Raw genomic sequence first — 23,531 nt, 5'->3', positions numbered from 1 at the left:
CCCCGCCAACGCCGGGCAGAAATGTCCGGTGTTTCATTTGACATGTCCCGTGGATTCTCCGGTCGCGATCGTGAGAAGCCTGTCGGAACCCGAAAGGTTCAGAGGAGGGCGTGTTTCCTTCAGCCGGTCCGGCAACGGCCCGGCATAACAAGACCAAGAGGAAATGCGATGAGCAAGCGCGCTGCATCCAAGTACAAAATCGACCGCCGCATGGGCGAGAACATCTGGGGCCGTCCGAAGTCCCCGGTCAACCGTCGCGAATACGGCCCGGGCCAGCACGGCCAGCGCCGCAAGTCCAAGCTTTCGGACTTCGGTGTCCAGCTCCGCGCCAAGCAGAAGCTGAAGGGTTACTACGGCGATATCCGCGAGAAGCAGTTCCGCGCGATCTTCGCCGAAGCCGAGCGCCGCAAGGGCGACACCCCGGAAAACCTGATCGGCCTGCTCGAATCGCGCCTCGACGCGATCGTCTACCGCGCCAAGTTCGTTCCGACGGTCTTCGCTGCCCGTCAGTTCGTCAACCATGGCCACGTCAAGGTCAACGGCGTGCGCGTCAACATCGGTTCCTACCGCTGCAAGCCGGGCGACGTCATCGAAGTCAAGGAAAAGTCCAAGCAGCTCGTCACGGTTCTCGAATCCGTCGGTCTGGCTGAACGCGACGTTCCGGACTATATCGAAGCCGACCACAACAAGATGACCGCGACCTTCGTTCGCGTTCCGGTTCTCTCCGACGTGCCCTACGCCGTCATCATGGAACCGCACCTGGTCGTCGAATTCTACTCGCGTTAATTCGCGGGCGACACCTTGCGCAATCGGGAAAAGCCGCCAAGAGATTGGCGGCTCAGATTGCCGGCAAGCCTTGCCACCCACCGCCGTCATCCTCGGCCTTGAGCCGAGGATCCAACCTTCTCAACGGTTTATGGATGCTCGGGTCAAGCCCGAGCATGACGGAGGAGAGGGGTTCGGGACTTTGCCAGTCAGTCTGAGCCGCCAAGAGATTGGCGGCTTTTTCGTTTCGGGGGAACGGGATGACGGACTTGCAGGGCATTGTCGAGGAGATCCACGCGAACCTGTCGCCACGGTGCGGCGAGGGCAGGGTGGCAGACTATATTCCGCAGCTTGCCCATGTGGATCCGAAGAAGTTCGGCATCGCCGTGGTGACGGTCGACGGCGCGGTGCACCTTGCCGGCGACGCGGACGAGGCCTTTTCCATCCAGAGCATTTCCAAGGTCTTCACCCTCACGCTCGCCCTCGGCAAGCATGGCGAGGCGATCTGGAAGCGGGTCGGCCGCGAACCGTCTGGCTCGGCCTTCAACTCCATCGTCCAGCTCGAGCACGAGGGCGGCATCCCGCGCAATCCCTTCATCAATGCCGGGGCGATCGCCACCACCGACCTCGTGCTCGCCGGCCATACGCCGAAGGAGGCGATCGGCGAGATCGTGCGGTTCCTGCGCTATCTCGCGGACGAGGACGACATCATCATCGACCAGGCCGTGGCACGCTCGGAGCAGGCGACGGGCTTCCGCAACTTCGCGCTCGCCAATTTCATGCGCTCCTTCGGCAGGCTCGATCATGCGGCCGAACTGGTGCTCGGCGTCTATTTCCATCAATGCGCGCTGGCGATGAGCTGCCGGCAGCTCGCCAAGGCGGGGCTGTTCCTCGCCAACAGCGGCACCAACCCTTTGACCGGCCACCGCGTCGTCTCGCATCTTCGGGCGCGGCGTATCAACGCACTCATGCTGACCTGCGGCCACTATGACGGCTCGGGCGACTTCGCCTACCGCGTCGGCCTGCCGGGCAAGAGCGGCGTCGGCGGCGGAATCCTGGCCGTCGCGCCGGGAAAGGCCTCGGTCGCCGTCTGGTCTCCGGGGCTGAACGAGAACGGCAATTCGCTCATCGGCTCGCTGGCGCTGGAAATGCTGGCGGCGCGCACCGGCTGGTCTGTCTTCGGGGCTTGATTGTGCGGCCGGTTCGGGGCATTGCAGGCCCATGACGGCATCTACGACCCTGGCCTTTGCTGACACCGACGACGACGCACCGGATGCTGGCCGCCATCCGCTCTTTGCGGACGCTCCCTCCAGTGTCTCCTTCAACAAGCTGCGCAAGCGCCTGCTGCGGCAGGTCCGGCAGGCGATGGACGATTTCGCCATGCTGAAGGGCCAGAAGCGCTGGCTCGTCGGCCTTTCCGGCGGCAAGGACAGCTACGGCCTGCTCGCCCTGCTGATGGACCTGCAATGGCGCGGCCTTTTGCCGGTGGAGCTCGTCGCCTGCAATCTCGACCAGGGCCAGCCGAATTTTCCGAAGCACATATTGCCGGACTATCTGACGTCGATCGGCGTCAAACACCGCATCGAATATCGTGACACCTATTCCATCGTGAAGGAGAAGGTGCCGTCGGGGGCGACCTATTGTTCGCTCTGCTCGCGGCTCCGGCGCGGCAATCTCTATCGCATTGCCCGGGAGGAGGGCTGCGATGCGCTGGTGCTCGGCCACCATCGCGAGGATATTCTCGAAACCTTCTTCATGAACTTCTTCCACGGCGGGCGGCTCGCCGCCATGCCGCCAAAACTCCTGAACGACGAGGGTGACGTCATGCTGCTGCGTCCGCTCGCCTATGCGGCGGAGGATGATCTTGCCAAATTCGCCGCCGCCATGCGGTTCCCGATCATCCCCTGCGACCTCTGCGGCTCTCAGGACGGCCTGCAGCGCAATGCGATGAAGGCGATGCTGGCGGAGATCGAGACGCGCATGCCGGGCCGCAAGGACGCCATGCTGCGCGCGCTCGGCCACACCAATCCGTCCCATCTTCTCGACCCGAAGCTTTTCGATTTCTCCTCCCTCGAAACGGTAAGGCCCCATGACGACGATTGACATCAATGCCCTCGCCCTCGTGCTTGCACAGGCGGCGGAGGCGGAAATCCGCCCGCGCTTCCGCGCGCTCGCCAAGGGAGATGTCCGCACCAAGGCGGATGCCAACGACCTGGTGACGGAAGCCGACGAGGCGGCCGAGCGCTTCATCAGCCGGGAAGTTGCGGCGCAGTTTCCGGGCGTGCTGTTCGTCGGCGAGGAATCGGTCGCGGCCGATCCGGCGCTGCTGCCGAAGCTCAAGGATGCGGACGTCGCGATCGTCGTCGACCCGATCGACGGCACCTTCAACTTCGCGGCCGGCGTGCCGCTCTTCGGCGTCATGGCGGCGATCGTCTCCGGCGGCGAGACGGTCGGCGGCATCATCTACGACCCGATGGGCGACGACTTCGTCATGGCGGAAAAGGGCGGCGGCGCCTGGCAGACCGGCGATCACCGCCCGGCCGTGCGGCTGAAGACGCGGGGCGGCGCACCGCTCGAAGCGATGACCGGCATGGCCTCGACCAGCTTCCTCGACCGGGCGCGCCGGGCGCGCATCCTGTCGAACCTCGCCAAGGTGGCCTTCGTCTCCAACTATCGCTGCGCGGCGCACGAATACCGCACCCTTGCCGGCGGCCACCTGCATTACCTGATGTACAACAAGCTGATGCCCTGGGACCACCTCGCCGGCACGCTGATCGCCGAGGAGGCCGGCGCCTATGCCGCGCGCTTCGACGGCTCGGCCTACAAGCCGCACCATGTCGAGGGCGGCCTCCTGGTCGCGCCGGACAAGGACAGCTGGGAGATGCTGCGCCGCGAAGTCTTCGTCGACTGAGGCGGCTTGACCACCGATGAAAAGGCCCGGCTGCATCCGCAGCCGGGCCTTTTGTTTGTCCGCAACCTTCTGCTTTCGTCATCCTCGGGCTCGACCCGAGGATCCACGCGGCCCCCTGGGCCTGGATGGTCGGGTCAAGCCCGACCATGACGGAGGGGAGGTAAGGCGCCTTCCTCGCGAGCGGTTCGGCTGGAGGTGAGGGCAAGTGCCTTTCTCACGCTGGGCCGGCTGGAGGAGAGCGACGACGATCCCCCCTCAAACCGGCTTGTTGTGCGGCTGGAACAGCTTGCCGCGCTCGGCGATCAACACGAAGACGAGGCCGATGACCGAGAGCACGAAGAAGCCCATGACGAGCGGCAGCGCCGTGCCGTTGAAGGCCTGGCCGATGATGGCGCCGAGGACCGTGCCGCCGGCCGTGCCCATGAAGCCGAGCACCGAGGAGGCCGTGCCGGCGACGTGGCCGAGCGGCTCCATGGCGAGCGAGTTGAAGTTCGAGCCGATCCAGCCGAACTGGAACATCGACAGCGCGAAGAGCACGATGAAGATCGCGAACGGCAGGTGCGGTGCCCAGACCAGCGTCAGCAGCAGCCAGAACGCATTGACGCCGAGGAAGCCGAGGAGCGCGCCATGCGACAGCCGCCGCATGCCGAACCGGCCGACCAGCCGGGCATTGACGAAGGACGACAGGGCCATGAAGGCGGCAACGCCGGCAAAGGCGACCGGGAACCAGACGCCGAGCCCGTAGATGCCGACATAGATCTGCTGCGCCGAGTTGATGAAGCCGAACAACGCGCCGAAGATGAAGGTGCTGGCGAGCGTGTAGCAGAGCGCCACGCGGTCCGTCAGGACGATGCGGAAGCCGCCGAGGACCGAGCGCACCGTAAAGGGCCGCACGTCTTCGGGATGCAGGGTCTCCGGCAGGCGGAAATACATCCAGGCCCAGATCACGGCGGCCATCACCGCCATGAAGACGAAGATGAGGTGCCAGTCGCCGAACAGCATGACAATCTGGCCTGTGCCCGGCGCCAGCACCGGAACGACCATGAACACCATCATGATGAGCGACATCGCTTCCGCCATCGCGCGGCCGCCGAAAATGTCGCGGACGATCGAGACGGTGATGACGCGCATGGCGGCCGAGCCGATGCCCTGGATGAAGCGCAGCGCCAGAAGCGCGGCGAAGCTCGGCACGAGGATCGCGGCGAGCGACGACACGACATAGATGGCAAGGCCGACGAACATGGGCGCACGGCGGCCGAAGCGGTCGGAGACCGGACCATAGATGAGCTGCGCGAGCGCAAAGCCGATCAGGTAGGCGGAAATGACATATTGCCGGTGGTTCTCGTTCTCGACGCCGAGGCTGGCGCCGATTTCCTGCAGGCCGGGCAGCATGATGTCGATGGCGAGCGCATTGAGCGCCATCAGCAGCGCCATGAGCGCAATGAATTCCATCTTGCCCATGCCTTTGAGGCGCTGGGCCGATTCAGGGGAAAGTCCAGACATAATCTATATATTCCATGAAAAAGAGAGAAGGCGCCGCTGGGATGCGGCGCCTTTGAAAAGCTTGGGGCCTTGGGAAGACCGTTAAGCGTCAGGCAGCGCCCTTGATCGAAATACCCTGTTCCTGAAGATGCGACTGCAATTCGCCCGACTGGAACATCTCGCGCACGATGTCGCAACCGCCGACGAACTCGCCCTTCACGTAAAGCTGCGGGATGGTCGGCCAGTTGGAATAGTCCTTGATGCCCTGACGGATGTCGGCGTCGGCGAGCACGTTGATGCCCTTGTAGCCCACGCCCACGTAGTCGAGGATCTGCACGACCTGGCCGGAGAACCCACACTGCGGGAATTCGGGCGTGCCCTTCATGAAGAGGACGACGTCGTTGGTCTTCACTTCGTTGTCGATGAAATCGTGGATGCCACTCATAGCAGTCTTCCTTGGCAAATCGGCTTCAAGGGCCGATGCGATGATCCGTTTGCCCTAGATAACAACCTCGGGTGACAATTGCCAGAAGCCCCGCCACAAAAAATGCAGGGGGCTGCCTTACCGTTTCGCAAGTGTTGCGTGTTCGCCGCGCCTATGCCTATCCGGCACGCTGGCGGCTGCGGCTTGCCGCCGTGCGACGGCGGCTCACCTGTTTGCGCGGGCGCTTCGCCGGTTTCTTTTCCGGCTTCAGCACGGCCTCGAGGATGTCACCGAGGAGCCCGCCGGACGCCTTCTTGCGCGTCGTCGTCGTCTTGCGGCGCGTGCGCTTCGTCGAGGCCTTGCGCATGCCGGTCTTCTTCAGCACCTCCTTGAGGGCTGCATCGACCACGCCGCTGACGAGCTCCTTGATGAGATCGGCCATGGATCGGTCAATCCGGGATCGAGGTCTGCAGGGCGAGGGCATGCAGGATGCCGCCCATATTGCCCTTCAGCGCATCGTAGACCATCTGGTGCTGCTGCACGCGGGTCTTGCCGCGGAAGGCTTCCGCGACGACTTCGGCGGCGTAGTGATCGCCGTCGCCGGCAAGATCGCGGATGACCACCTTCGCTCCGGGGATGCCGGATTTGATCATGTCTTCGATATCGCCGGGTGACATAGGCATGTGAACTGCTCCCTTATCTTATTCCGCGGCGGCAGCGGCGGTGCCGTTGCCGTCCATGAAGTCAGGGAACCACGATTCATGGGTGTCGCGCAATTGTTCAATCGGCAGCGACAGCAGGCCGTCCACCACGAGCGCATCGCCGCCGACCGTGCCGAGGCGGCGGAACGGCACGCCCGCGCCTTCCGCATTGGCGCACAGGAAGTTGGCGAGATCGGCCGGGACGGCCAGCACATAACGGGCCTGGTCCTCGCCGAAGAGCAGCGCATGGGCCGGGCCGTTGGCCTGCGAAAGGTTGGCCTTGATGCCCTTGCCGGAGGCCATCGCCATTTCGGCGAGCGCGACGGCGAGGCCGCCGGAGGAGATGTCGTGGCAGGCGGTGACCTGGCCGTTGCGGATGGCCGAGCGCACGAAATCGCCGTTGCGGCGTTCGGCGTGGAGGTCCACTTCCGGCGCCGGGCCGTCGACGAGGCCGAGCACGTCGCGCAGATAGACGGACTGGCCGAGATGGCTGCCGTCGACGCCGATCAGCACGAGCTGGTCGCCGTCCCTGGCGCCGCCGATCCTCGCCATGGCGGACCAGTCGGGCAGGAGGCCGACCCCGGCGATGGTCGGGGTCGGCAGGATGGCGATGCCGTTCGTCTCGTTGTAGAGCGAGACGTTGCCCGAGACGATCGGGAAATCGAGCGCCCGGCAGGCTTCGCCGATGCCCTGGATGGCCTTGACGAACTGGCCCATGATCTCCGGCTTTTCCGGGTTGCCGAAGTTGAGGTTGTCGGTGGCGGCGAGCGGCTCGGCGCCGGTCGCCGTGATGTTGCGCCAGCATTCGGCGACGGCCTGCTTGCCGCCCTCGAACGGATCGGCCTCGACATAGCGCGGCGTCACGTCGGAGGAGAAGGCGAGGGCCTTGGTGGCATGGCCCTCGACGCGCACGACGCCGGCATCGCCGCCCGGGATCTGCAGCGAATTGCCCTGGATCAGCGTGTCGTACTGCTCGTAGACCCAGCGGCGGCTCGACTGGTTCGGCGAGCCGACCAGCGCCAGCACGGCTTGGCCGTAATCAGCGGGTTCGGCGACGAGATTGGCCGGTAGCGGCGCGGGCTTGCCCGGCTCGCGCCAGGGGCGGTCGTATTCCGGCGCCTGATCGCCCAATTCCTTGATCGGCAGGTTCGCCACTTCCTCGCCCTGGTGCAGGATGCGGAAGCGCAGGTCGTCGGTCGTGTAGCCGACAATGGCGAAGTCGAGACCCCACTTGACGAAGATCGCCTTGGCGACCTCTTCCTTGGCGGGTTCGAGAACCATGAGCATGCGCTCCTGGCTTTCCGACAGCATCATCTCGTACGCCGTCATCTGTTCTTCGCGAACCGGCACGAGATCGAGGTTCAACTCGATGCCGAGGTCGCCCTTGGCGCCCATTTCGACGGCCGAGCATGTAAGGCCGGCAGCGCCCATGTCCTGGATCGCGATGACGGCACCGGTCTGCATCAGTTCGAGGCAGGCTTCCAGCAGGCACTTTTCCGTGAAGGGGTCGCCGACCTGCACGGTCGGGCGCTTCTCCTCGATCGTTTCGTCGAATTCCGCGGAGGCCATGGTGGCGCCGCCGACGCCGTCGCGGCCGGTCTTGGCACCGAGATAGACGACCGGCAGGCCGACGCCCTTGGCTTCCGAGAGGAAGATCGCGTTGGATTTCGCAAGGCCGGCGGCAAAGGCGTTGACGAGGATGTTGCCGTTGTAGCGCGGGTCGAACTCGACCTCGCCGCCGACGGTCGGCACGCCGAAGGAATTGCCGTAGCCGCCGACGCCGGCGACGACGCCGGAAACGAGGTGGCGGGTCTTCGGATGGTCCGGCGCGCCGAAGCGCAGCGCGTTCATCGCCGCGACCGGGCGCGCGCCCATGGTGAAGACGTCGCGCAGGATGCCGCCGACGCCTGTCGCCGCGCCCTGGTAGGGCTCGATATAGGACGGGTGGTTGTGGCTCTCCATCTTGAAGACGACGCAGTCGCCGTCGTCGATATCGACCACGCCGGCATTCTCACCCGGCCCCTGGATGACGCGCGGACCCTTGGTCGGCAGCGTGCGCAGCCAGCGCTTGGAGGACTTGTACGAGCAGTGCTCGTTCCACATGGCCGAGAAGATGCCGAGTTCGGTGAAGGTCGGCTCGCGGCCGATCAGCGAGAGGATGCGGTCGTATTCATCCGGCTTCAGCCCGTGGGCGGCAATCAGCTCCGGGGTGATCGGGCGGGTGTTCGAAATGGTCATCGTCGCTCGTCTTGTCGTGGAGGGCAGGATTGCGGTCTCTTTAACCTATGCCGCCCGGCAGCGCGACAGGAAAATGACCGCAATCACAGGCGAAACGGCCTGTTCAGGCCGGGCTGTCGTAACCCGTCGGGCCGTGGGCGATGAGGCTGCGCAGCCGCAAGAGGCCGGCCGCGACATCCGCGCGGTTCTCCGGCGAGGACAGGCCGATGCGCACGCGGTAGAACGTCTTCTCCGACCGGCCGGCCTTGAACTCGTCCTCGTCGTCGATGAGGATATCCTCGGCGAAGGCCGCCTGGCGGAACGTGCCGGACAGCCACGGGTCCGGCAGCTTCAGCCAGAGGAAGGGCACGCGGGGGTGCGAATTGAAATCGAGCCCCGCGAAGATTTCCCGCGCACGCGCCTCGCGTGCCTCGACTTCCGCGGAGACCTTCGCGCGGATGGCGTCCGCCATGCCCGACAGCACCAGCCGGGCGCCGAGCTCGGCGAGCAGGTAGGGCAGGCCGCCGCTCACCATCTTGTGGGCGATGCGCACGCGCTGGGCAAGGTGCGGCGGGCAGGCGATCCAGCCGCCGCGCACGCCCGCCGCCACGCTCTTCGAGAGGCCCCCGACGAGGAAGGTCCGATCGGGCGCGATTTCGGCGAGGAGCGGAATGCCAGCGTCGATCGTGCCGCCATAGAGATTGTCCTCGATGAGGAAGACATTGTGCCGCCGGGCGATGGCGGCAATGGCGCGGCGGCGATCCTCCGGCATGATGGCGAGCGTCGGGTTCTGGCCCGACGACATCAGGAAGGCGAGCTTGGGATGCTGCTGCACGCAGACGCGCTCGAAATCCTCCGGTATCACGCCGTGGGCATCCGATTCGACGAGCACCGTCTGGCGGCCGATGAGGGCGGTGCCGCGGCTCACCTGCGAATAGGTGACATGCTCGAAGACGATGCGGTCGCCGGGCGCGGTGATGACCGAGACGGCGGCAATGACGGCGGCATGGGCGCCGAGCGTCGGCACGATGCTCTCGATCGCCGGCTGCCAGTCGTCCCGCCTCAACCAGCGCCGCCCGGCCTCCAGCCATTGCAGCGGGAAATTCCGGGTGTAGCTGGCGATCTCGTTCGCCTGCTCCCGGCAGATGTCCGTGAGGATGTCGGTGATCGCCGTCGACTGGCCGACATCGGTGGCGGCCGTCGTGTCGAAGCGCAATTTGCCGGGCGGTGCATTCGCCGCGCGGGTGCCGACCAGCCGGGCGCTGACCGGATCCATGGCCGCCGGATCGGCATCCTCTTTCGAGCCGAGCACATAGGTGCCGCGGCCGACCTCGCCGCTGACGAGGCCGCGTTCGCGCACCATCGTATAGGCGCGGCTGACGGTGCCGATGGTCACGCCGATGTCGTAGGCGAGGTTGCGCTGGGGCGGCAGCTTGCTGCCGGAGGCGAGCGCGCCGGTGCTGATCGCCTGCTCGATCTGGTCGGCAATGCGCACATAGAGCGGACCGTCGGAGGCCTGGAGATCGGGAAGCCAATTTGTCATGGTGCCAATTCTTAGATTGCACCGCAATGAGAGTCAATTATTTCCTGAATGCACCGTTTGTCACGAGAGCTTGTGACGCTTCAGGAGAGACGACCATGGCAATCGATACAATATTCACCGCGGCAGAATCCGGCAGGCCTGGCGGCCTGCGGGCGATGCTGCGCCGTGCCTGGCGCGCAGGCCGCGCCTGGAGCGTCACGCGGCGCACGCGCCACGCGCTGGTGGAAATGACGGACGAACAGCTCCGCGACATCGGCGTCAGCCGTGCCGAAGCGACGCGGGAAATCCGCAAGTCGATCTATTGGGATTGACGGCCGGGGTCAGCAGCCCTTGCCGCCGGCGGCCCAGCGCTTGACGTCGGTCGCGATGCGCGGGCCGACGGCCTCGCCCATCATCGGGCCGAAGGCATCGAGCCTGGCCGGGTTGCCCTCCGCCTGCACGACGAGCAGCGGGCGCGATTCCGGCGAATTGCGGTGGACGACGAGGATGCGCGGGCGGCCGGAGAAGGAGTTCAGCTCCGGCGCGAGGCGATAGGCCTTGAAGGCCGGGTCGCCCGACTTGAACCAGCAGCTGTTCGCCGCGAGCGCGACGCGCTCCATGGTCGGCAGGGCGCCGCCACGGACCTGCGGCGCCGGGGTTTTCGCCTGGCACGCGGCAAGCGCCACGGCGGCGAGAAGCGGCAGGACGAGCTTGGCGGGAAGAAGCGGGCGCATGAAAAGCCTTTCGGGGACGGACATGCGCCCTTGATAACAACGACCGGTTAAGCGGCGATTACGTCGAGCACCGAGGCGAAGAGGCCGCGGCCGTCGGAACCGCCATGGGCGGCCTCGATGAGGTTTTCCGGGTGCGGCATCAGGCCAAGCACGTTGCCCTTCGCGTTCATCACGCCGGCAATGTCGTTGATCGAGCCGTTCGGGTTGGTGCCTTGCGCATAGCGGAACACGACCTGGCCATTGCCCTCGATGGCGGCCAGCGTCTCGGCGTCGGCGAAATAGTTGCCGTCGTGATGGGCGACCGGGCAGCGGATGATCTGGCCCTTCTCATAGGCGCGGGTGAAGTCGGTCTCGGCATTGGCGACTTCGAGCTTCACCTCGCGGCAGACGAATTTCAGCGAGGCGTTGCGCATCAGCGCGCCGGGCAGGAGGCCGGATTCGAGCAGGATCTGGAAACCGTTGCACACGCCCAGCACCTTCACGCCGGCCTCGGCCTTCGCCTTGATCGCCTGCATGACGGGCATGCGGGCGGCAATCGCCCCGCAGCGCAGGTAGTCGCCGTAGGAGAAACCGCCCGGGATGACGATCAGGTCGACATCCGGCAGCTCCGTTTCCGTCTGCCAGACGGTGACCGGCGCCTGGCCGGAGATCTTGGTCAGCGCCGCGATCATGTCGCGGTCACGGTTGAGGCCGGGAAGTTGGACGACGGCGGACTTCATGGGTGGGGTTCAAACCTTGCCTGGGCCTCGGCGAGTTCACGCAGTTCGAGGCGGTTTTCGATACGGTCGAGGCGTGTCAATACCTGTGCCATGCTGCCATGCAGGTTGTTGATGTCTCCTTGCATGACATGCATGTGATTTCGCAGACTTACGATATCTTGCCGCACATCTCTCTGGCCATCCTTGAGCGTGGCGAGATCCGACTGGATTCGCTTCATGAGCTCAAGCATCAGTTCCTGAGAAATATCGGTCACGATCGTCTCCTTCAACCGTCAGGCGAGGGCGATAGTATAGTTCTCGATTACCGTGTTGGCCAGCAGCTTGTCGCACATGGCCTTGAGGTCGGCCTCGGCCTTGGCGCGGTCGGCGGTCGCGAGCTCCAGATCGAAGACCTTGCCCTGGCGGACCTGGCCGACGCCGTCGAAGCCGAGGCTGCCGAGGGCGCCCTCGATCGCCTTGCCCTGCGGGTCGAGAACACCGTTTTTCAGCGTAACCGTTACGCGTGCCTTGATCATGTCTGTCTGTCCATCCTTGGAAGGCGTGTTACTTCACCAGAACCGGGCCGGTGCCGCGCACGGGCTCGTTCTCGTTGATGATGCCGAGGCGGCGGGCCACTTCCTGATAGGCTTCGACGAGGCCCCCCATGTCGCGGCGGAAGCGGTCCTTGTCCATCTTCTCCTGGGTGGCGATGTCCCAGAGGCGGCAGCTGTCCGGCGAGATCTCGTCGGCGATGATGATGCGCATCATGTCGCCTTCGTAGAGGCGGCCGCACTCGATCTTGAAATCGACGAGCTGGATGCCGACGCCGAGGAAGAGGCCGGAGAGGAAGTCGTTGACGCGGATGGCGAGCGCCATGATGTCGTCGAGTTCCTGCGGGCTCGCCCAGCCGAAGGCGGTGATGTGCTCCTCGGAGACCATGGGGTCTTCCAGCGCATCGGCCTTGAAATAGAATTCGATGATCGAGCGCGGCAGCACGGTGCCTTCCTCGATGCCGAGGCGCTTGGAGAGCGAGCCGGCGGCGACGTTGCGCACGACCACTTCCAGCGGGATGATCTCGACTTCCTTGATCAGCTGCTCGCGCATGTTGAGCCGGCGGATGAAGTGGGTCGGGATGCCCATCTTGTTGAGCTGGGTGAAGATGTACTCGGAGATCCGGTTGTTCAGCACACCCTTTCCGTCGATGACATCGTGCTTCTTCTTGTTGAAGGCGGTCGCGTCATCCTTGAAGAACTGGATCAGCGTGCCCGGCTCGGGACCCTCGTACAGGATCTTGGCCTTGCCCTCGTAGATACGGCGGCGACGGTTCATGGATTTTGTCTCTGTTGTTGGCGCGCTTGGGTCGCGCAGGTGTCGTTCGTTTGCGCTCCCATAAACGAAATGCCGCAGTTTAACAATCGCTGTCACGGCCGATCCCCCGTTTTCCGGGAAGTTCGGACCTCACGAAAGTTCGCATTGCACTTTTGCCGTTGTTTTGATTTATGGGCGGAAAGCCTAACGGGTCAGAGAATCTACGGGAGCCATAGATGACCAGCATGCAGGATCGGGAAAAGGCCTTCGAGGCCAAGTTCGCGCTGGACGAGGAGCTGCGCTTCAGGGCCGAAGCACGCCGCAACAAGCTGGTCGGCCTGTGGGCCGCCGGCCTGCTCGGCAAGACGGACGGCGAGGCGGAAGCCTATGCCAAGGAAGTCGTCGCCGCCGATTTCGAAGAAGTCGGTCATGAGGACGTGGTGCGCAAGATCAAGGCCGATTTCGACGCCGCCGGCATCGCCCGCAGCGAGGACGAAATCCGCGTCCAGATGATCGAGCTCCTGGCCGTCGCCATCGCGCAGCTCGAAGTGGGCTGACCGGCCTTTCGCCGTCAGGCCGTACCATCGAAAGCCGTCCGGCTTGCCGGACGGCTTTTCTCGTTCTAGCCGCCGGCGGCCCGGCGGACCTCGTTCTGGAGGTCGCGTGCCCCGCCGCCCGGCTGGCGCCATTCCTGGCGCCGCACGAAATCCGCGATGGCCTCCGCCGGCATGGGCCGGGCGAGCGCATAGCCCTGCAGGATGTCGCAGCCGAGATCGCGCATGATGGCGACATGGGCCGGCGTCTCGACGCCTTCGGCGACGACCTCGATGTTCAACGAGCGGCCGATCTCGACGATCGTGCCGACGAGCTTGCGCTGGCCGGGCGAGCGGCTGACCGGCTTGACGAGCTGCCGGTCGATCTTCAGCCGGCGCGGCGAGAGCTTCATCAGGCTGACGATCGAGGCATGCCCGGTGCCGAAATCGTCGATCTCGATATCGATGCCGAGCTTGCGGATCTCGGCGAGGTTTTCCAGTACGATGCGGTCGCAATCGTCGAGGAAGATCGATTCCAGGAGCTCGAAGGACAGGGATTTCGGGCGGATGGCCAGCGTGTGCAGCGAGCGTGCGAGCTCCGGGTCGTGCAGGCGCTTGGAGGAGACGTTGACCGAGATCTTCTCGATGCCGAGGCCGAGCGCCCGCCAGCCGGCATAGTCGGCGAGCGATTTCTCGAGCACGATCCGGTCGATCATCGCGACGCAGTCGAGATCCTCGGCGATCTTCAGGAAAGCGTCCGGCGCCAGGATGCCGCGGGTCGGATGGTCCCAGCGCGCCAGCGTCTCGACGCCGACGACGTCGAGCGTGCGGGCGCAGAACTGCGGCTGGTAGTAGGGCAGGAAGCGCTGCTGCTCGATGCCGGTGAGGATTTCGTCGGCCGTCTGCTTGTTGACGATGATCTGCGCCTGGAAATCGCTGGTGAAGAATTCATGCCGGCTGCGCCCGCGGTTCTTGGCGCGATAGAGCGCGAGATCGGCATTGACGAGGAGCTGCTTGGCATCGATGGCCTCGCCCGACTGGCTGGCGATGCCGACGCTCGCGCCGAAGCGGCAGATATGGCCGTTGAAGGTGACGGGCTTGCGCATCGCCGACACGATCGCCTCGGCGAGCATGGCGAGGTTGCGCCCGGCGGAGCCGGTCGACAGGAAGACGAACTCGTCGCCGCCGATGCGGGCGACGAAATCACCGGGGCCTTTCAGATCGTTGAGCACGCCGGCGGCGTGGACGAGCATCTGGTCGCCGGCAAGGTGCCCGAGCGTGTCGTTGATCTCCTTGAAGCGGTCGAGGTCGATATGCAGCACGGCAAGGCGGCTGCCGGATCGCCGCGCCTCCTGCGCGGCCGCCTCGATGGTGGCGTCCAGGAAGCGGCGGTTCGGCAGGCCGGTCAGGTGATCGTGCAGGGCGGTATATTCGATCCGCGCCCGGGCGGCCTCCAGTTCCGCATTGCGCGCCTCCGCCAGGTCCTTGGCGTGCTGCAACTCCTCGCGAAGGCGCATGTCGTCCGTGACGTCCCAGTTGGCGCCGATGAGGTGCGGCACGCCCGTCATGTCGACATAGGGCGCGGCGCGGCCGCGGATGTGGCGGATCTGCCCGTCGCCGCGGATGATGCGGAACTCGTTGGCGAAATCCTGGCTCTGGAAGAGGCTGTCGCTGACCCGCGCCGTCGCCTTGCGCCGATCCTGCGGATGGAGCGCCCGTTCCCAGGTGCCTTCGTCGGGCTCTTCGGTCAGGCCGTACATTTCGATCATGCGGTCGTCCCAGCGCACGTCGCCGGTTCTCAGATTGACCTCGAAGACGCCGATGCGCGACACGTCGAGCGCCAGTTCCAGGCGGCGGGACATCTGGGCGAGGCGCTCTTCCGCCTCCTTGCGCTCCGTTATGTCCGTGTCGGTGCCGGCGATGCGGCTCGGCTTGCCGTCCGGGCCGTAATCGACGACGGCGCCGCGGCTCTCGATCCAGACCCAGCGGCCGTCCTTGTGGCGCTCGCGATAGCAGAACACGTTGAACGGCGTCTGGCCGGTTTCCTGCTTGCGGATCTCCTCCAGGACATGCGCCCGGTCGTCGGGATGCACGGACTGGAGCCAGCCTTCCAGGGACGAATCGATTGGCTCGTCCGGCCGCAGGCCGCGGATCGCCCGCCACTGGCGGGAATAGAAAAGGTCGCCGCGCGCAAAATCGTGGTCCCAGACACCCTGGCCGGCGGATTCGAGCGCATGGTTCCAGCGGCTTTCCCGCTCCGCCAGCTCGAGCGCGTTGCGCTTGCGCTCGTCGACATCCGTGATCTGGACGATGAGGGCGGGCGCGACGGGTTCGCCGGGTAGGGCCGGGGGCTCGACGAAGGACGCCAGAACCCAGAATTCCCCGCCGTCCGGCCGCTGTAGGCGAAGCTCCCACGGCGCCTGCTCGGCAAGGCTCGGGCGCATCGCAAAGGCAAGGACGGCGCTGTCCCTCGGCGAGACGCAGTCCGGAAAGGGCGGAAGGGCGGAAAGACAGGTGACGCCGAAGGACCGTAGGAACGTCCCGTTCGCCTCGATGATGCGCCCCTCGGCATCGAGTGCGGCAAAACCGAATCCGGACCGCGCGAAAAGCCGGCGATAAAACGGCTCGCGCTCCGTTTCATGCACGGCAATGGAGGTCGAACCGGATGGTTTGGCCATGAAACGCGGCGCCTGCTTGGAACTCAACGGGGCCAGCGTGCAGGATTTCTATGAAATTCCTCTTAATGGGGCCGGGAGGCGCCCGTCATTCGGGCGCCTTGAGCCGGCTCAGGAACTGGGCGAAGACCATCGTGCCCTCCGGCCAGGGACCATGGCCGGACTCCGTGTTGATATGCCCGGCCTCTCCCGCATCGAGCAGCAGCGCGCCCCAGGCGGCGGCGATGTCGTCGGCATGCTCGTAGGTGCCGAAGGGATCGTTGCGGCTCGCGACGACGAGCGAGGGGAAGGAGAGCGGCTCACGCGGATAGGGGCCGAAGGTCATCAGGTGCTTCGGCCGGATGCCCTCGTTGGCGACATCGGGCGGCGCGACGAGAAAGGCGCCGGCCACCTTGTTGCCGAGATGCGGGGCGGCGTGGATCGCCGCCGCCACGCCCAGCGAATGGGCGACCAGCACGACGGGCTTGCTGGCGGCCGCGACCTCCTCGATCACGCGCTGCACCCAGTCCTCGCGCACGGGCTTGGACCATTCGGTCTGCTCGACACGCCGCGCCGAACCGAGCTTGGACTGCCAGCGGCTCTGCCAATGCTCAGGCCCGGAATTGGTGTATCCGGGGATGATGAGGATTTCTGCTTCTGAGGCTTTCATGCGCCGGCATGTGCGTTCACGAAGTGCTGAAGTCAAGGGGGAGGGACAAATCATCCCCCCGGGTGTATGATTCGACCCCTTCAATGCCAATCACCGCACGCCGTGCTGGCGGACGATCGCCCTCCACGTGCGCGCCGAGACGGTCCCGAACCGGCAAGGAGGAATTGTCATGACGACATTTCATGTGATGGCAGGCCACGACCAGATGGTGGCGCGCCCGGCGATCCGGCGGATCGGCATTCCCGACGTGATGGATGCGCTTCGCCGCGGCTTCGACGATTTCCGCGCCAAGCCGTCCCACTATGTCTTCCTCAGCCTCATCTATCCGATCGCGGGCGTGGTGCTCGTCACCTGGAGCTCCGGCGCCAACATGCTGCCGCTGATCTTTCCGCTGGTGGCCGGTTTTGCGCTGCTCGGACCGTTCTTCGCCATCGGCCTCTACGAGATCAGCCGGCGGCGCGAGCGCGGCATGGATGCCTCCTGGCGCCATGCGCTGGAGGTGCGCAACTCGCCGGCCCTGCCATCCATCCTTGCCGTCGGCGCCATGCTGATGGCGCTGTTCATCGCCTGGCTGGTCTTCGCGCAGCTTCTCTATACCAGCCTGTTCGGGCCGGAGCCGCCGCAGTCGCTCGCCCTGTTCCTCGCCTCCGTCTTCGGCTCGGAGAATGGGCTGCTCCTGATGCTGGCCGGCAATGCGATCGGCTTCTGCTTCGCGCTCGTCGTGCTGGCGACGACGGTGATCGCGTTTCCGCTGCTGCTCGACCGGGATGTCGGCGCCGTGGCGGCCATCGAGACCTCGCTGCGCGCCACGCTGGTGAACCCGGTGCCGGTCGCCTGCTGGGGGCTGATCGTCGCCGCGCTGCTGGTCGTCGGCTCCATCCCGGTCTTCGTGGGGCTCGCCGTGATCATGCCCATCCTCGGCCATGCCACCTGGCATCTCTATCGCAAGATCGTCGTCGACGAGCAGCGATGACGCCGTTTCGCGGGCGGCACGCGCCAGGAGGAGAGTGCAAGACCGCCCGTCAGAGGGGAGCGATGGCGCCATTGGCGCCATCGCCGTTTCCGGCCCTCATTTACTCAGCGGATAACACCTGTCGGTGGAAAAGGCGCCGTCCTTGAAGCCGACCTGGCAGATGACGACCGTGTCGTCCTTCTCCAGGAAGACCGCATAGCTTTCGGCGATCGGCGACACGTTGATGATGTCATAGCCGGCGGCCAGAAGTTCGACGACGGATTGCGGTGTCTGTGCTTGCGCCGTTCCGGCAAAGAAAGCCACGGCGAGAAGCGCGGCAGCAGCAAACCTCATGTTCAGCCCCCGGGAAGACGTGCGCCATTGCACGCAAGGGAAGTCTAATACAGAGGGGCCGGCCGGCGAAGCCTCTTCGCCGGCCGATCTCGAAAGCGTGGGCTACACGGTGCCGAAGACGCGGCGGAAGATCGTGTCGACGTGCTTGGTGTGGTAGCCGAGATCGAATTTCTCGCGGATCTGCTCCTCGGTGACGGCGGCGCGCACCTCGGCGTCGGCCAGGAGTTCCTCCAGGAAGTCCTTACCCTGCTCCCAGACCTTCATGGCGTTGCGCTGCACGAGACGGTAGGAATCCTCGCGCGAAACGCCGGCTTGCGTTAGGGCAAGCAGGACGCGCTGCGAGTGAACAAGTCCGCGGAACTTGTTGAGATTCTTCATCATGTTGTCCGGGTAGATCACCAGCTTCTCGATGACGCCGGCAAGCCGGTTCAGCGCGAAGTCGAGCGTGATCGTCGTATCCGGGCCGATGCCGCGCTCGACGCTGGAATGGGAGATGTCGCGCTCGTGCCAGAGCGCCACGTTCTCCATGGCGGGGGTGACGGCCATGCGCACGAGGCGGGCAAGGCCCGTCAGGTTTTCCGTCAGCACCGGGTTGCGCTTGTGCGGCATGGCGGAGGAGCCCTTCTGGCCGGGCGAGAAGAATTCCTCCGCCTCCAGCACTTCCGTGCGCTGCATGTGACGGATCTCGATCGCGACGTTCTCGATGGACGAGGCGATGACGCCGAGCGTGGCGAAGAACATGGCATGGCGGTCGCGGGGGATGACCTGCGTGGAGACCGGTTCCGGCACGAGGCCGAGCTTGGCGCAGACATGTTCCTCGACGCGCGGGTCGATATTGGCGAAGGTGCCGACGGCGCCGGAGATCGCACCGGTGGCGATTTCCGCGCGGGCGGCGACGAGGCGGGCGCGGCCTCGGTCCATTTCGGCATAGAAGCGGGCGAGCGTCAGGCCCATCGTCGTCGGCTCGGCATGGATGCCGTGGCTGCGGCCGATGCGGATCGTGTCCTTGTGCTCGAAGGCGCGGGCCTTCAGCGCGGCGAGCACGCGGTCCATGCCGGCAAGCAGGATGTCGGCGGCGCGCACGAGCTGGATGTTGAAGGTCGTGTCAAGCACGTCGGAGGAGGTCATGCCCTGGTGCACGAAGCGGCTGTCCGGGCCGACGAATTCGGCGAGGTGCGTCAGGAAGGCGATGACGTCATGCTTGGTGACGGCCTCGATCTCGTCGATGCGGGCGACGTCGAATTCGGCCTTGCCGCCCTTCTCCCAGATCGTCTCGGCGGCCGACTTCGGGATGACGCCGAGCTCGGCGAGCGCATCGCAGGCATGGGCTTCGATTTCGAACCAGATGCGGAACTTCGTTTCGGGCGACCAGATGGCGACCATGTCCGGTCGGGAATAGCGAGGGATCATCGGCTCTTGGCTTTCCTTGGGAGGGTGGGAATTGCCGCCGCTTTAGCAAAGATGGCCGGCAAGCTCAACGTATGGATCGGGAGAGCCACAGGCTGGCGCCCGCAACGACGGGCAATCCGACCGGCAGGTACAGGCTGAGGCCCATGACGAGGAACTGGTAGACGGCCCCGGCAATGGTGAAGACGAACTGGTAGATCCAGATGCGCGTGCCGGGCGGGTGGTGCCACTGTGCGTAGAACAGACGGTAGTCCAGGGCGAAGAGGAAGGCCGTCACGGCGATGGTGCCGAGGCTGAGCAGCGCGAAATGGGCGGCAAAGCGGGTTTCGAACGGCCGATGGCGTGTGAGGAGCCGGGCCAGCGGCAGGGCGAGAGGCCAGGCGGCAAGGCCGCCGGCAAAGTAGATCGCGAGGATCCGCACGAGCTGGAAGTTTTCGGCGCGTCCCTGCAGCGCCAGCGACAGAAGGGCGCCGGCCGCCATCAGCGCGCCCCAGCCGATGGCGCCGCCGAGACAGACCGGCAGCGACGGGAAGATCGGCGCGGACGACTGCCGCCCTGCGGCATCGGGCCCGTCCCGTCCCGCCGCGGCCAGCTCCATGGTCAGGGCCGGAAGGGCACGGCGATCCAGCGACCGTCGCTGCCCTCGAAGCCGAAGCTGCGCACCAGGACGAGCGCGACATGGACCGGGTCGCCGTCGATCGGATTGAAGGTGAGTGCGCCGGAAAGCTGGTAGGAAAGCGGGCAGGCGCGGCTGTCGGGCACGCGCGCATCCTCGTGCACCACCGTGTCGGCCGCTTCGCCGTCGCGCCTGACGAGTTTCAGGCGGAACCCCTTGCCACCCTCCGGCGTGATGTCGCGGCACTTCTCGGAGAGCGCGAGCGGGATTTCCTCGAGCGCGAGGGCGAAGCTGCCGCCCGGCGTCGGTTCGATGGCGTGTTGCAGATATTCGATACGGCTCCTGTCGGCGCCGACCTCGCCCATCGGGTTGAACGCGGCCATCACGCCGGGATGGGAGAGTACCTTGTGCGTCTCGATCAGCGCCCCGGCCTTGTCGCGGCTTTGCGCGCGCGCCTGGGCGACATCCGCCGTCTCGTCGTCGATGCGCACGCGGATCGGCGTGCCCGGGAGATAGGTGTCCTTTTCCGTGTCGATGAAAAAGACGTTGGAATAGGGAAAGCCCGAGCCGTCCTGGACGCCGAATTCCTCGAAGGCGTAGACCTTGCCGTCCGGCGAGAAGCCGAGCGACTGGAAGGTGGAGAAATCGCCGGCCGTGGCCGCGCTCGCCGCCAGCAGGCATGCCGCAAGGGCGCTCGCCGCCTTCCGGAACATCGTCACGCCCGCGCCCCCTCCGCATTGCTGCGCAGAGTGTCGATGGTTTTGCGGTAGGCGTCAACATGACCGTCGCCGAAGATCGCCGAGCCCGCGACGAAGACATTGGCACCGGCGGCGGCGGGCAGGGCGATCGTATCGACCGCGATGCCGCCGTCGACCTCAATGTCGATCGGCCGGTCGCCGACCATCTTGCGCACGCGGCGCAGCTTCTCCTGCATGGCGGGAATGAACTTCTGGCCGCCGAAGCCGGGATTGACCGTCATGACGAGGATGAGGTCGATCTTGTCGAGCAAGTAGTCCAGCACGCTTTCCGAGGTGGCGGGGTTGATCGACACGCCCGCGCGCTTGCCGAGCGCGCGGATCGCCTGCAGCGAGCGATCGAGATGCGGGCCGGCCTCGGCATGCACGGTGATGCCGTCGCAGCCGGCCTTCGCGAAGGCTTCGAGATAGGGATCGGCAGGCGCGATCATCAGGTGGCAGTCGAAGAAGGCATCGGTGTGCGGGCGCAGCGCCTTGATGACGTCGGGGCCGAAGGAGATGTTCGGCACGAAATGGCCGTCCATGATGTCGAGATGGACCCAGTCCGCCCCGGCCGAAACGACGTCGCGCACTTCCTGACCGAGTTTCGCATAGTCGGCGGCGAGGATGGAGGGCGCGATCCGGATGGGAAGGGTCATGTCAGGCTCCGTGAGGAAGGAATTTGGCGTCGCCATACCATTCCCGGCAAAGGCGGACAACGGCCGAATCAGCGCAGCGCCCACGCCGGCAGGACATCGCCGGGCATTGGCGTCGCATCGTGCACGCCGCGGGCGATGGCGCGGGCCATGGTGGCGGCGGCGGCGGCGCAGAGCGTGATGAAGTCCTCCGGCGCCGGCCGGCGGCCGCTCCCGCCGGTCGAAAGCGCGAAGACGAGGTCGCCGTCGAGCGGCGTATGGGCCGGCCAGAGGGCGCGGGCGAAGCCGTCATGGGCGGCGATCGCCAGCCGCTTGGCCTCGGCCTTGGTGAGGACGGCGTCGGTGGCGATGACGGCGATCGTCGTGTTCTCCGTGCCGCTCGGCCGGAGCGACAGTTTCGTGCGCGGCGTGCGGGCCTCGGGCGGGAACGGGAAGGGCAGGCCGAGGCCGCCGAATTCGTCCGCCTCCTCGAACGGCGCCGCCCAGAAATGCCGGGTGTCGCCGATGGTGGCGGAGCCGAGCGCATTGACGGCCGCCAGCGCGCCGACCGTGAAGCCGCCCTCGACCACGCTGGAGGCGGTGCCGAGCCCGCCCTTGCAGGTCGCCGTCAGCGCGCCGGTGCCGGCACCGACGCTGCCGGTGGCAAAATCCGCCGCCGCCCCGGCAAGCGCCGCATGGCCGAGCTCGCGATAGGGCGGGTAGCGGCCCCAGTCCTTGGCACCGCCGTTCATCAGGTCGAAGAGGATGGCGGCCGGCACGATCGGCACGCGGTGCGGGCCGACGGCAAAGCCGCGCCCCCGTTCGCGGAGGCCCGCCTGCACCCCCGATGCCGCATCGAGCCCGAAGGCCGAGCCGCCGGACAGCACCAGCGCATCGACGGTCTCGACCGTGTTGTGCGGTTCAAGGAGATCGGTCTCGCGCGTGCCGGGCGCGCCGCCCAGCACCTGCACGGCGGCCGTCGCCGGCTCCTCGCAGAGGACGACGGTGACGCCGGAGCGGATCAGATGATCCGTGGCGTTGCCGACCGTGAGCCCGGCGACATCCGTCAGGCGGTTCTTCGGGCCGGGCCGCATCATTCTCCCTCCGCCGGCACGAAGGCGCCGGCGCGCCAGACGAGCAGGCGATAGGGATTTTCGGTAAGTTCGTGGTCGGCCCCGAAGGCGACGGTGCCGATCGCCGTTGCGAAGGGCGTACCGGAAAGCGCCGCCGCAAGATCGCCGCCACGGCTTGCCGCCGTCGCAAGGACGGTGACGGCCGCATGGGCCGGCAGCACATAGCCTTCCGCGACGATACCCCGTTCCTTCATCGCCGCCGCGACGGCCTCGCCCTCCGGCAAGGCCTGGTAGTCCGGCAGCGCGATCGCCCCGACGCCGTCGGTCATCGGCACGAGCGGATCGGCGCCCATCAGGGCCTCGCCGCCGATGAGCGCCAGCGCCACCTTCTCCGCCCTGGCATCGCGCGCGATCACCGCCATATCCGTCCGGTCGCCGCCGACGAAGACGCGCGTGACGCCCGTCTGGGCGAGGCGGCGCACGAGGGTGAGCTGCTGCTCCTGCGCCGGGCGATAGGTATCGACGAAGGCGGCCTTCATGCCGACCTCCTCGAGCCGCAGGCGGATCGTCTCGACCAGCTCGCGGGCGTGGATCGTGCCGTCGTCGATGAGCGCGAAGGGCTCGGCCTTCCAGTCCCGGACGATGACCTCGACCGCCTTGTCGGCCTCCGCCTTCGGGCCGGGGGCGAGGCGGAAGAGCGGCCAGTTCTTCTTCAGCGCGTCCTCCATGAGGATGCCCGAGCGCACGGAAAGCGTGATCGCGGGGACCTTCGCCTCGGCAAGGGCGGGCAGGGCGGCCGCAAGCCCCTCCGTGCAGAGGAAGCCGACCGCGGCAACGGCATCCGCCGCCAGGATCGCCTTGCCGATCGCCGCGCCGTCGCTCTCGTCGCAGGCCTCGGGAATTTCCACCACCGTGTCGCCGTTCGCCTGCGCGGCGAAGCGGGCACCGTCGCGCACCTGCTGGCCGAGGATGGCGAGCGGCCCTTCCGCCGGCGCGACCACGGCGAAGGTGAGGCCGGCCGCGGCCGCGGAAGAGGCGGCAAGCACCGAGGCGCCGAGCAGGCTGGCAAGGAAGGCGGTTCTCATTCTCAATCCATCGATCGCGATGACGCTCTTTGTAAGGATCGGGCCGGCAGCGTCAA

Annotated in this window: 27 protein-coding genes; 7 read left to right on the top strand and 20 right to left on the bottom strand. The window is 66.2% G+C overall.

Going from position 1 to position 23,531, the window contains the following annotated elements:
- Positions 1 to 168: 168 nt before the first annotated feature.
- The 4 genes from rpsD to AABF56_RS07785 all read left to right on the top strand — a co-directional run bounded on the left by rpsD (position 169) and on the right by AABF56_RS07785 (position 3,676).
- Positions 169 to 786, top strand: coding sequence for a 30S ribosomal protein S4 (gene rpsD, locus AABF56_RS07800; RefSeq protein WP_244765430.1), 618 nt, complete (start codon positions 169 to 171; stop codon positions 784 to 786).
- A 239-nt stretch (positions 787 to 1,025) separates the two neighbouring features.
- Positions 1,026 to 1,955 carry a glutaminase gene (locus AABF56_RS07795; protein ID WP_272805496.1) on the top strand — a complete coding sequence of 310 codons (930 nt, stop codon included), beginning with the start codon at positions 1,026 to 1,028 and terminating at the stop codon, positions 1,953 to 1,955.
- Between the two features lie 31 nt (positions 1,956 to 1,986).
- Positions 1,987 to 2,868: a tRNA 2-thiocytidine(32) synthetase TtcA gene (gene ttcA, locus AABF56_RS07790; protein WP_272805495.1), complete on the top strand. Its 882-nt coding sequence runs from the start codon at positions 1,987 to 1,989 to the stop codon at positions 2,866 to 2,868.
- The gene (locus tag AABF56_RS07785) at positions 2,855 to 3,676 is read left to right on the top strand and encodes an inositol monophosphatase family protein (protein WP_272805494.1); all 822 of its coding nucleotides are present in this window, start codon (positions 2,855 to 2,857) and stop codon (positions 3,674 to 3,676) included. Before ttcA ends, AABF56_RS07785 begins: the two co-directional genes overlap by 14 nt.
- A gap of 255 nt (positions 3,677 to 3,931) precedes the next feature.
- Here AABF56_RS07785 and AABF56_RS07780 read toward each other — a convergent pair whose 3' ends face one another.
- The 6 genes from AABF56_RS07780 to AABF56_RS07755 all read right to left on the bottom strand — a co-directional run bounded on the left by AABF56_RS07780 (position 3,932) and on the right by AABF56_RS07755 (position 10,043).
- Positions 3,932 to 5,137 carry a multidrug effflux MFS transporter gene (locus AABF56_RS07780; protein ID WP_244765986.1) on the bottom strand — a complete coding sequence of 402 codons (1,206 nt, stop codon included), beginning with the start codon at positions 5,135 to 5,137 and terminating at the stop codon, positions 3,932 to 3,934.
- Between the two features lie 130 nt (positions 5,138 to 5,267).
- Complete coding sequence (gene grxD, locus AABF56_RS07775; RefSeq protein ID WP_244765434.1) at positions 5,268 to 5,603, bottom strand: Grx4 family monothiol glutaredoxin; 336 nt, start codon at positions 5,601 to 5,603, stop codon at positions 5,268 to 5,270.
- Between the two features lie 157 nt (positions 5,604 to 5,760).
- Positions 5,761 to 6,024 (bottom strand): hypothetical protein, encoded by a 264-nt coding sequence (locus AABF56_RS07770; protein WP_272805493.1) that lies wholly within the window; start codon positions 6,022 to 6,024, stop codon positions 5,761 to 5,763.
- Positions 6,025 to 6,031: 7 nt separating this feature from the next.
- Positions 6,032 to 6,265 carry a BolA/IbaG family iron-sulfur metabolism protein gene (locus tag AABF56_RS07765; RefSeq protein ID WP_064330139.1) on the bottom strand — a complete coding sequence of 78 codons (234 nt, stop codon included), beginning with the start codon at positions 6,263 to 6,265 and terminating at the stop codon, positions 6,032 to 6,034.
- Between the two features lie 18 nt (positions 6,266 to 6,283).
- The gene (gene purL / locus AABF56_RS07760; protein WP_272805492.1) at positions 6,284 to 8,521 is read right to left on the bottom strand and encodes a phosphoribosylformylglycinamidine synthase subunit PurL; all 2,238 of its coding nucleotides are present in this window, start codon (positions 8,519 to 8,521) and stop codon (positions 6,284 to 6,286) included.
- 103 nt (positions 8,522 to 8,624) lie between these two features.
- Positions 8,625 to 10,043, bottom strand: a complete 1,419-nt coding sequence (locus AABF56_RS07755) for an aminotransferase-like domain-containing protein (RefSeq protein WP_272805491.1) — start codon at positions 10,041 to 10,043, stop codon at positions 8,625 to 8,627.
- Between the two features lie 95 nt (positions 10,044 to 10,138).
- Between AABF56_RS07755 and AABF56_RS07750 the strand changes: the two genes are divergently transcribed.
- Positions 10,139 to 10,354: a DUF1127 domain-containing protein gene (locus AABF56_RS07750; RefSeq protein ID WP_272805490.1), complete on the top strand. Its 216-nt coding sequence runs from the start codon at positions 10,139 to 10,141 to the stop codon at positions 10,352 to 10,354.
- A 9-nt stretch (positions 10,355 to 10,363) separates the two neighbouring features.
- On the opposite strand, the gene AABF56_RS07745 is transcribed toward AABF56_RS07750, so the two are convergent.
- From AABF56_RS07745 to purC, 5 genes are read right to left on the bottom strand one after another with little or no spacing between them, the layout of a single operon-like run.
- Entirely contained in the window at positions 10,364 to 10,756 is a 393-nt protein-coding gene (locus AABF56_RS07745) for a hypothetical protein (RefSeq protein ID WP_272805489.1), read from the bottom strand.
- 47 nt (positions 10,757 to 10,803) lie between these two features.
- Positions 10,804 to 11,475 (bottom strand): phosphoribosylformylglycinamidine synthase subunit PurQ, encoded by a 672-nt coding sequence (gene purQ / locus AABF56_RS07740; protein WP_272805488.1) that lies wholly within the window; start codon positions 11,473 to 11,475, stop codon positions 10,804 to 10,806.
- Positions 11,472 to 11,729 carry a hypothetical protein gene (locus AABF56_RS07735; protein ID WP_272805487.1) on the bottom strand — a complete coding sequence of 86 codons (258 nt, stop codon included), beginning with the start codon at positions 11,727 to 11,729 and terminating at the stop codon, positions 11,472 to 11,474. The genes purQ and AABF56_RS07735 overlap by 4 nt, the downstream gene beginning before the upstream one ends.
- Positions 11,730 to 11,747: 18 nt before the next feature.
- The gene (gene purS / locus AABF56_RS07730) at positions 11,748 to 11,990 is read right to left on the bottom strand and encodes a phosphoribosylformylglycinamidine synthase subunit PurS (RefSeq protein ID WP_023517061.1); all 243 of its coding nucleotides are present in this window, start codon (positions 11,988 to 11,990) and stop codon (positions 11,748 to 11,750) included.
- 28 nt (positions 11,991 to 12,018) lie between these two features.
- Complete coding sequence (gene purC, locus AABF56_RS07725) at positions 12,019 to 12,783, bottom strand: phosphoribosylaminoimidazolesuccinocarboxamide synthase (RefSeq protein ID WP_064330132.1); 765 nt, start codon at positions 12,781 to 12,783, stop codon at positions 12,019 to 12,021.
- Positions 12,784 to 12,998: 215 nt separating this feature from the next.
- On the opposite strand from purC, the gene AABF56_RS07720 reads away from it, so the two are divergent.
- Positions 12,999 to 13,319 carry a DUF1476 domain-containing protein gene (locus AABF56_RS07720; protein ID WP_244765443.1) on the top strand — a complete coding sequence of 107 codons (321 nt, stop codon included), beginning with the start codon at positions 12,999 to 13,001 and terminating at the stop codon, positions 13,317 to 13,319.
- 65 nt (positions 13,320 to 13,384) lie between these two features.
- On the opposite strand, the gene AABF56_RS07715 is transcribed toward AABF56_RS07720, so the two are convergent.
- Positions 13,385 to 15,973 (bottom strand): sensor domain-containing protein, encoded by a 2,589-nt coding sequence (locus AABF56_RS07715; RefSeq protein WP_272805486.1) that lies wholly within the window; start codon positions 15,971 to 15,973, stop codon positions 13,385 to 13,387.
- Between the two features lie 85 nt (positions 15,974 to 16,058).
- Entirely contained in the window at positions 16,059 to 16,619 is a 561-nt protein-coding gene (locus AABF56_RS07710) for an RBBP9/YdeN family alpha/beta hydrolase (protein ID WP_272805485.1), read from the bottom strand.
- Positions 16,620 to 16,788: 169 nt separating this feature from the next.
- Here AABF56_RS07710 and AABF56_RS07705 point away from each other — a divergent pair, with 169 nt between their 5' ends.
- Complete coding sequence (locus AABF56_RS07705) at positions 16,789 to 17,592, top strand: DUF2189 domain-containing protein (RefSeq protein ID WP_244765446.1); 804 nt, start codon at positions 16,789 to 16,791, stop codon at positions 17,590 to 17,592.
- 96 nt (positions 17,593 to 17,688) lie between these two features.
- On the opposite strand, the gene AABF56_RS07700 is transcribed toward AABF56_RS07705, so the two are convergent.
- From AABF56_RS07700 to AABF56_RS07670, 7 genes are all read right to left on the bottom strand, one after another.
- Complete coding sequence (locus AABF56_RS07700; protein WP_272805484.1) at positions 17,689 to 17,925, bottom strand: hypothetical protein; 237 nt, start codon at positions 17,923 to 17,925, stop codon at positions 17,689 to 17,691.
- Between the two features lie 102 nt (positions 17,926 to 18,027).
- Positions 18,028 to 19,335 carry an adenylosuccinate lyase gene (gene purB, locus AABF56_RS07695; protein ID WP_272805483.1) on the bottom strand — a complete coding sequence of 436 codons (1,308 nt, stop codon included), beginning with the start codon at positions 19,333 to 19,335 and terminating at the stop codon, positions 18,028 to 18,030.
- A 64-nt stretch (positions 19,336 to 19,399) separates the two neighbouring features.
- Positions 19,400 to 19,930: a hypothetical protein gene (locus AABF56_RS07690; RefSeq protein WP_272805482.1), complete on the bottom strand. Its 531-nt coding sequence runs from the start codon at positions 19,928 to 19,930 to the stop codon at positions 19,400 to 19,402.
- A gap of 2 nt (positions 19,931 to 19,932) precedes the next feature.
- Positions 19,933 to 20,661, bottom strand: a complete 729-nt coding sequence (locus AABF56_RS07685; protein WP_272807462.1) for a DUF2259 domain-containing protein — start codon at positions 20,659 to 20,661, stop codon at positions 19,933 to 19,935.
- A 2-nt stretch (positions 20,662 to 20,663) separates the two neighbouring features.
- Positions 20,664 to 21,341, bottom strand: coding sequence for a ribulose-phosphate 3-epimerase (rpe, locus tag AABF56_RS07680; RefSeq protein WP_272805481.1), 678 nt, complete (start codon positions 21,339 to 21,341; stop codon positions 20,664 to 20,666).
- A gap of 68 nt (positions 21,342 to 21,409) precedes the next feature.
- Complete coding sequence (locus AABF56_RS07675) at positions 21,410 to 22,414, bottom strand: P1 family peptidase (RefSeq protein ID WP_272805480.1); 1,005 nt, start codon at positions 22,412 to 22,414, stop codon at positions 21,410 to 21,412.
- Positions 22,411 to 23,475 (bottom strand): ABC transporter substrate-binding protein, encoded by a 1,065-nt coding sequence (locus AABF56_RS07670; RefSeq protein WP_244765452.1) that lies wholly within the window; start codon positions 23,473 to 23,475, stop codon positions 22,411 to 22,413. The genes AABF56_RS07675 and AABF56_RS07670 overlap by 4 nt, the downstream gene beginning before the upstream one ends.
- Positions 23,476 to 23,531: the final 56 nt, after the last annotated feature.

Origin of the sequence: Shinella sp. WSC3-e, assembly GCF_945994535.1 — a bacterium.
Lineage (GTDB): Bacteria > Pseudomonadota > Alphaproteobacteria > Rhizobiales > Rhizobiaceae > Shinella > Shinella yambaruensis.
Note: the sequence above shows the minus strand (reverse complement) of the source record. Positions and strands in the feature narration are given on the sequence as shown.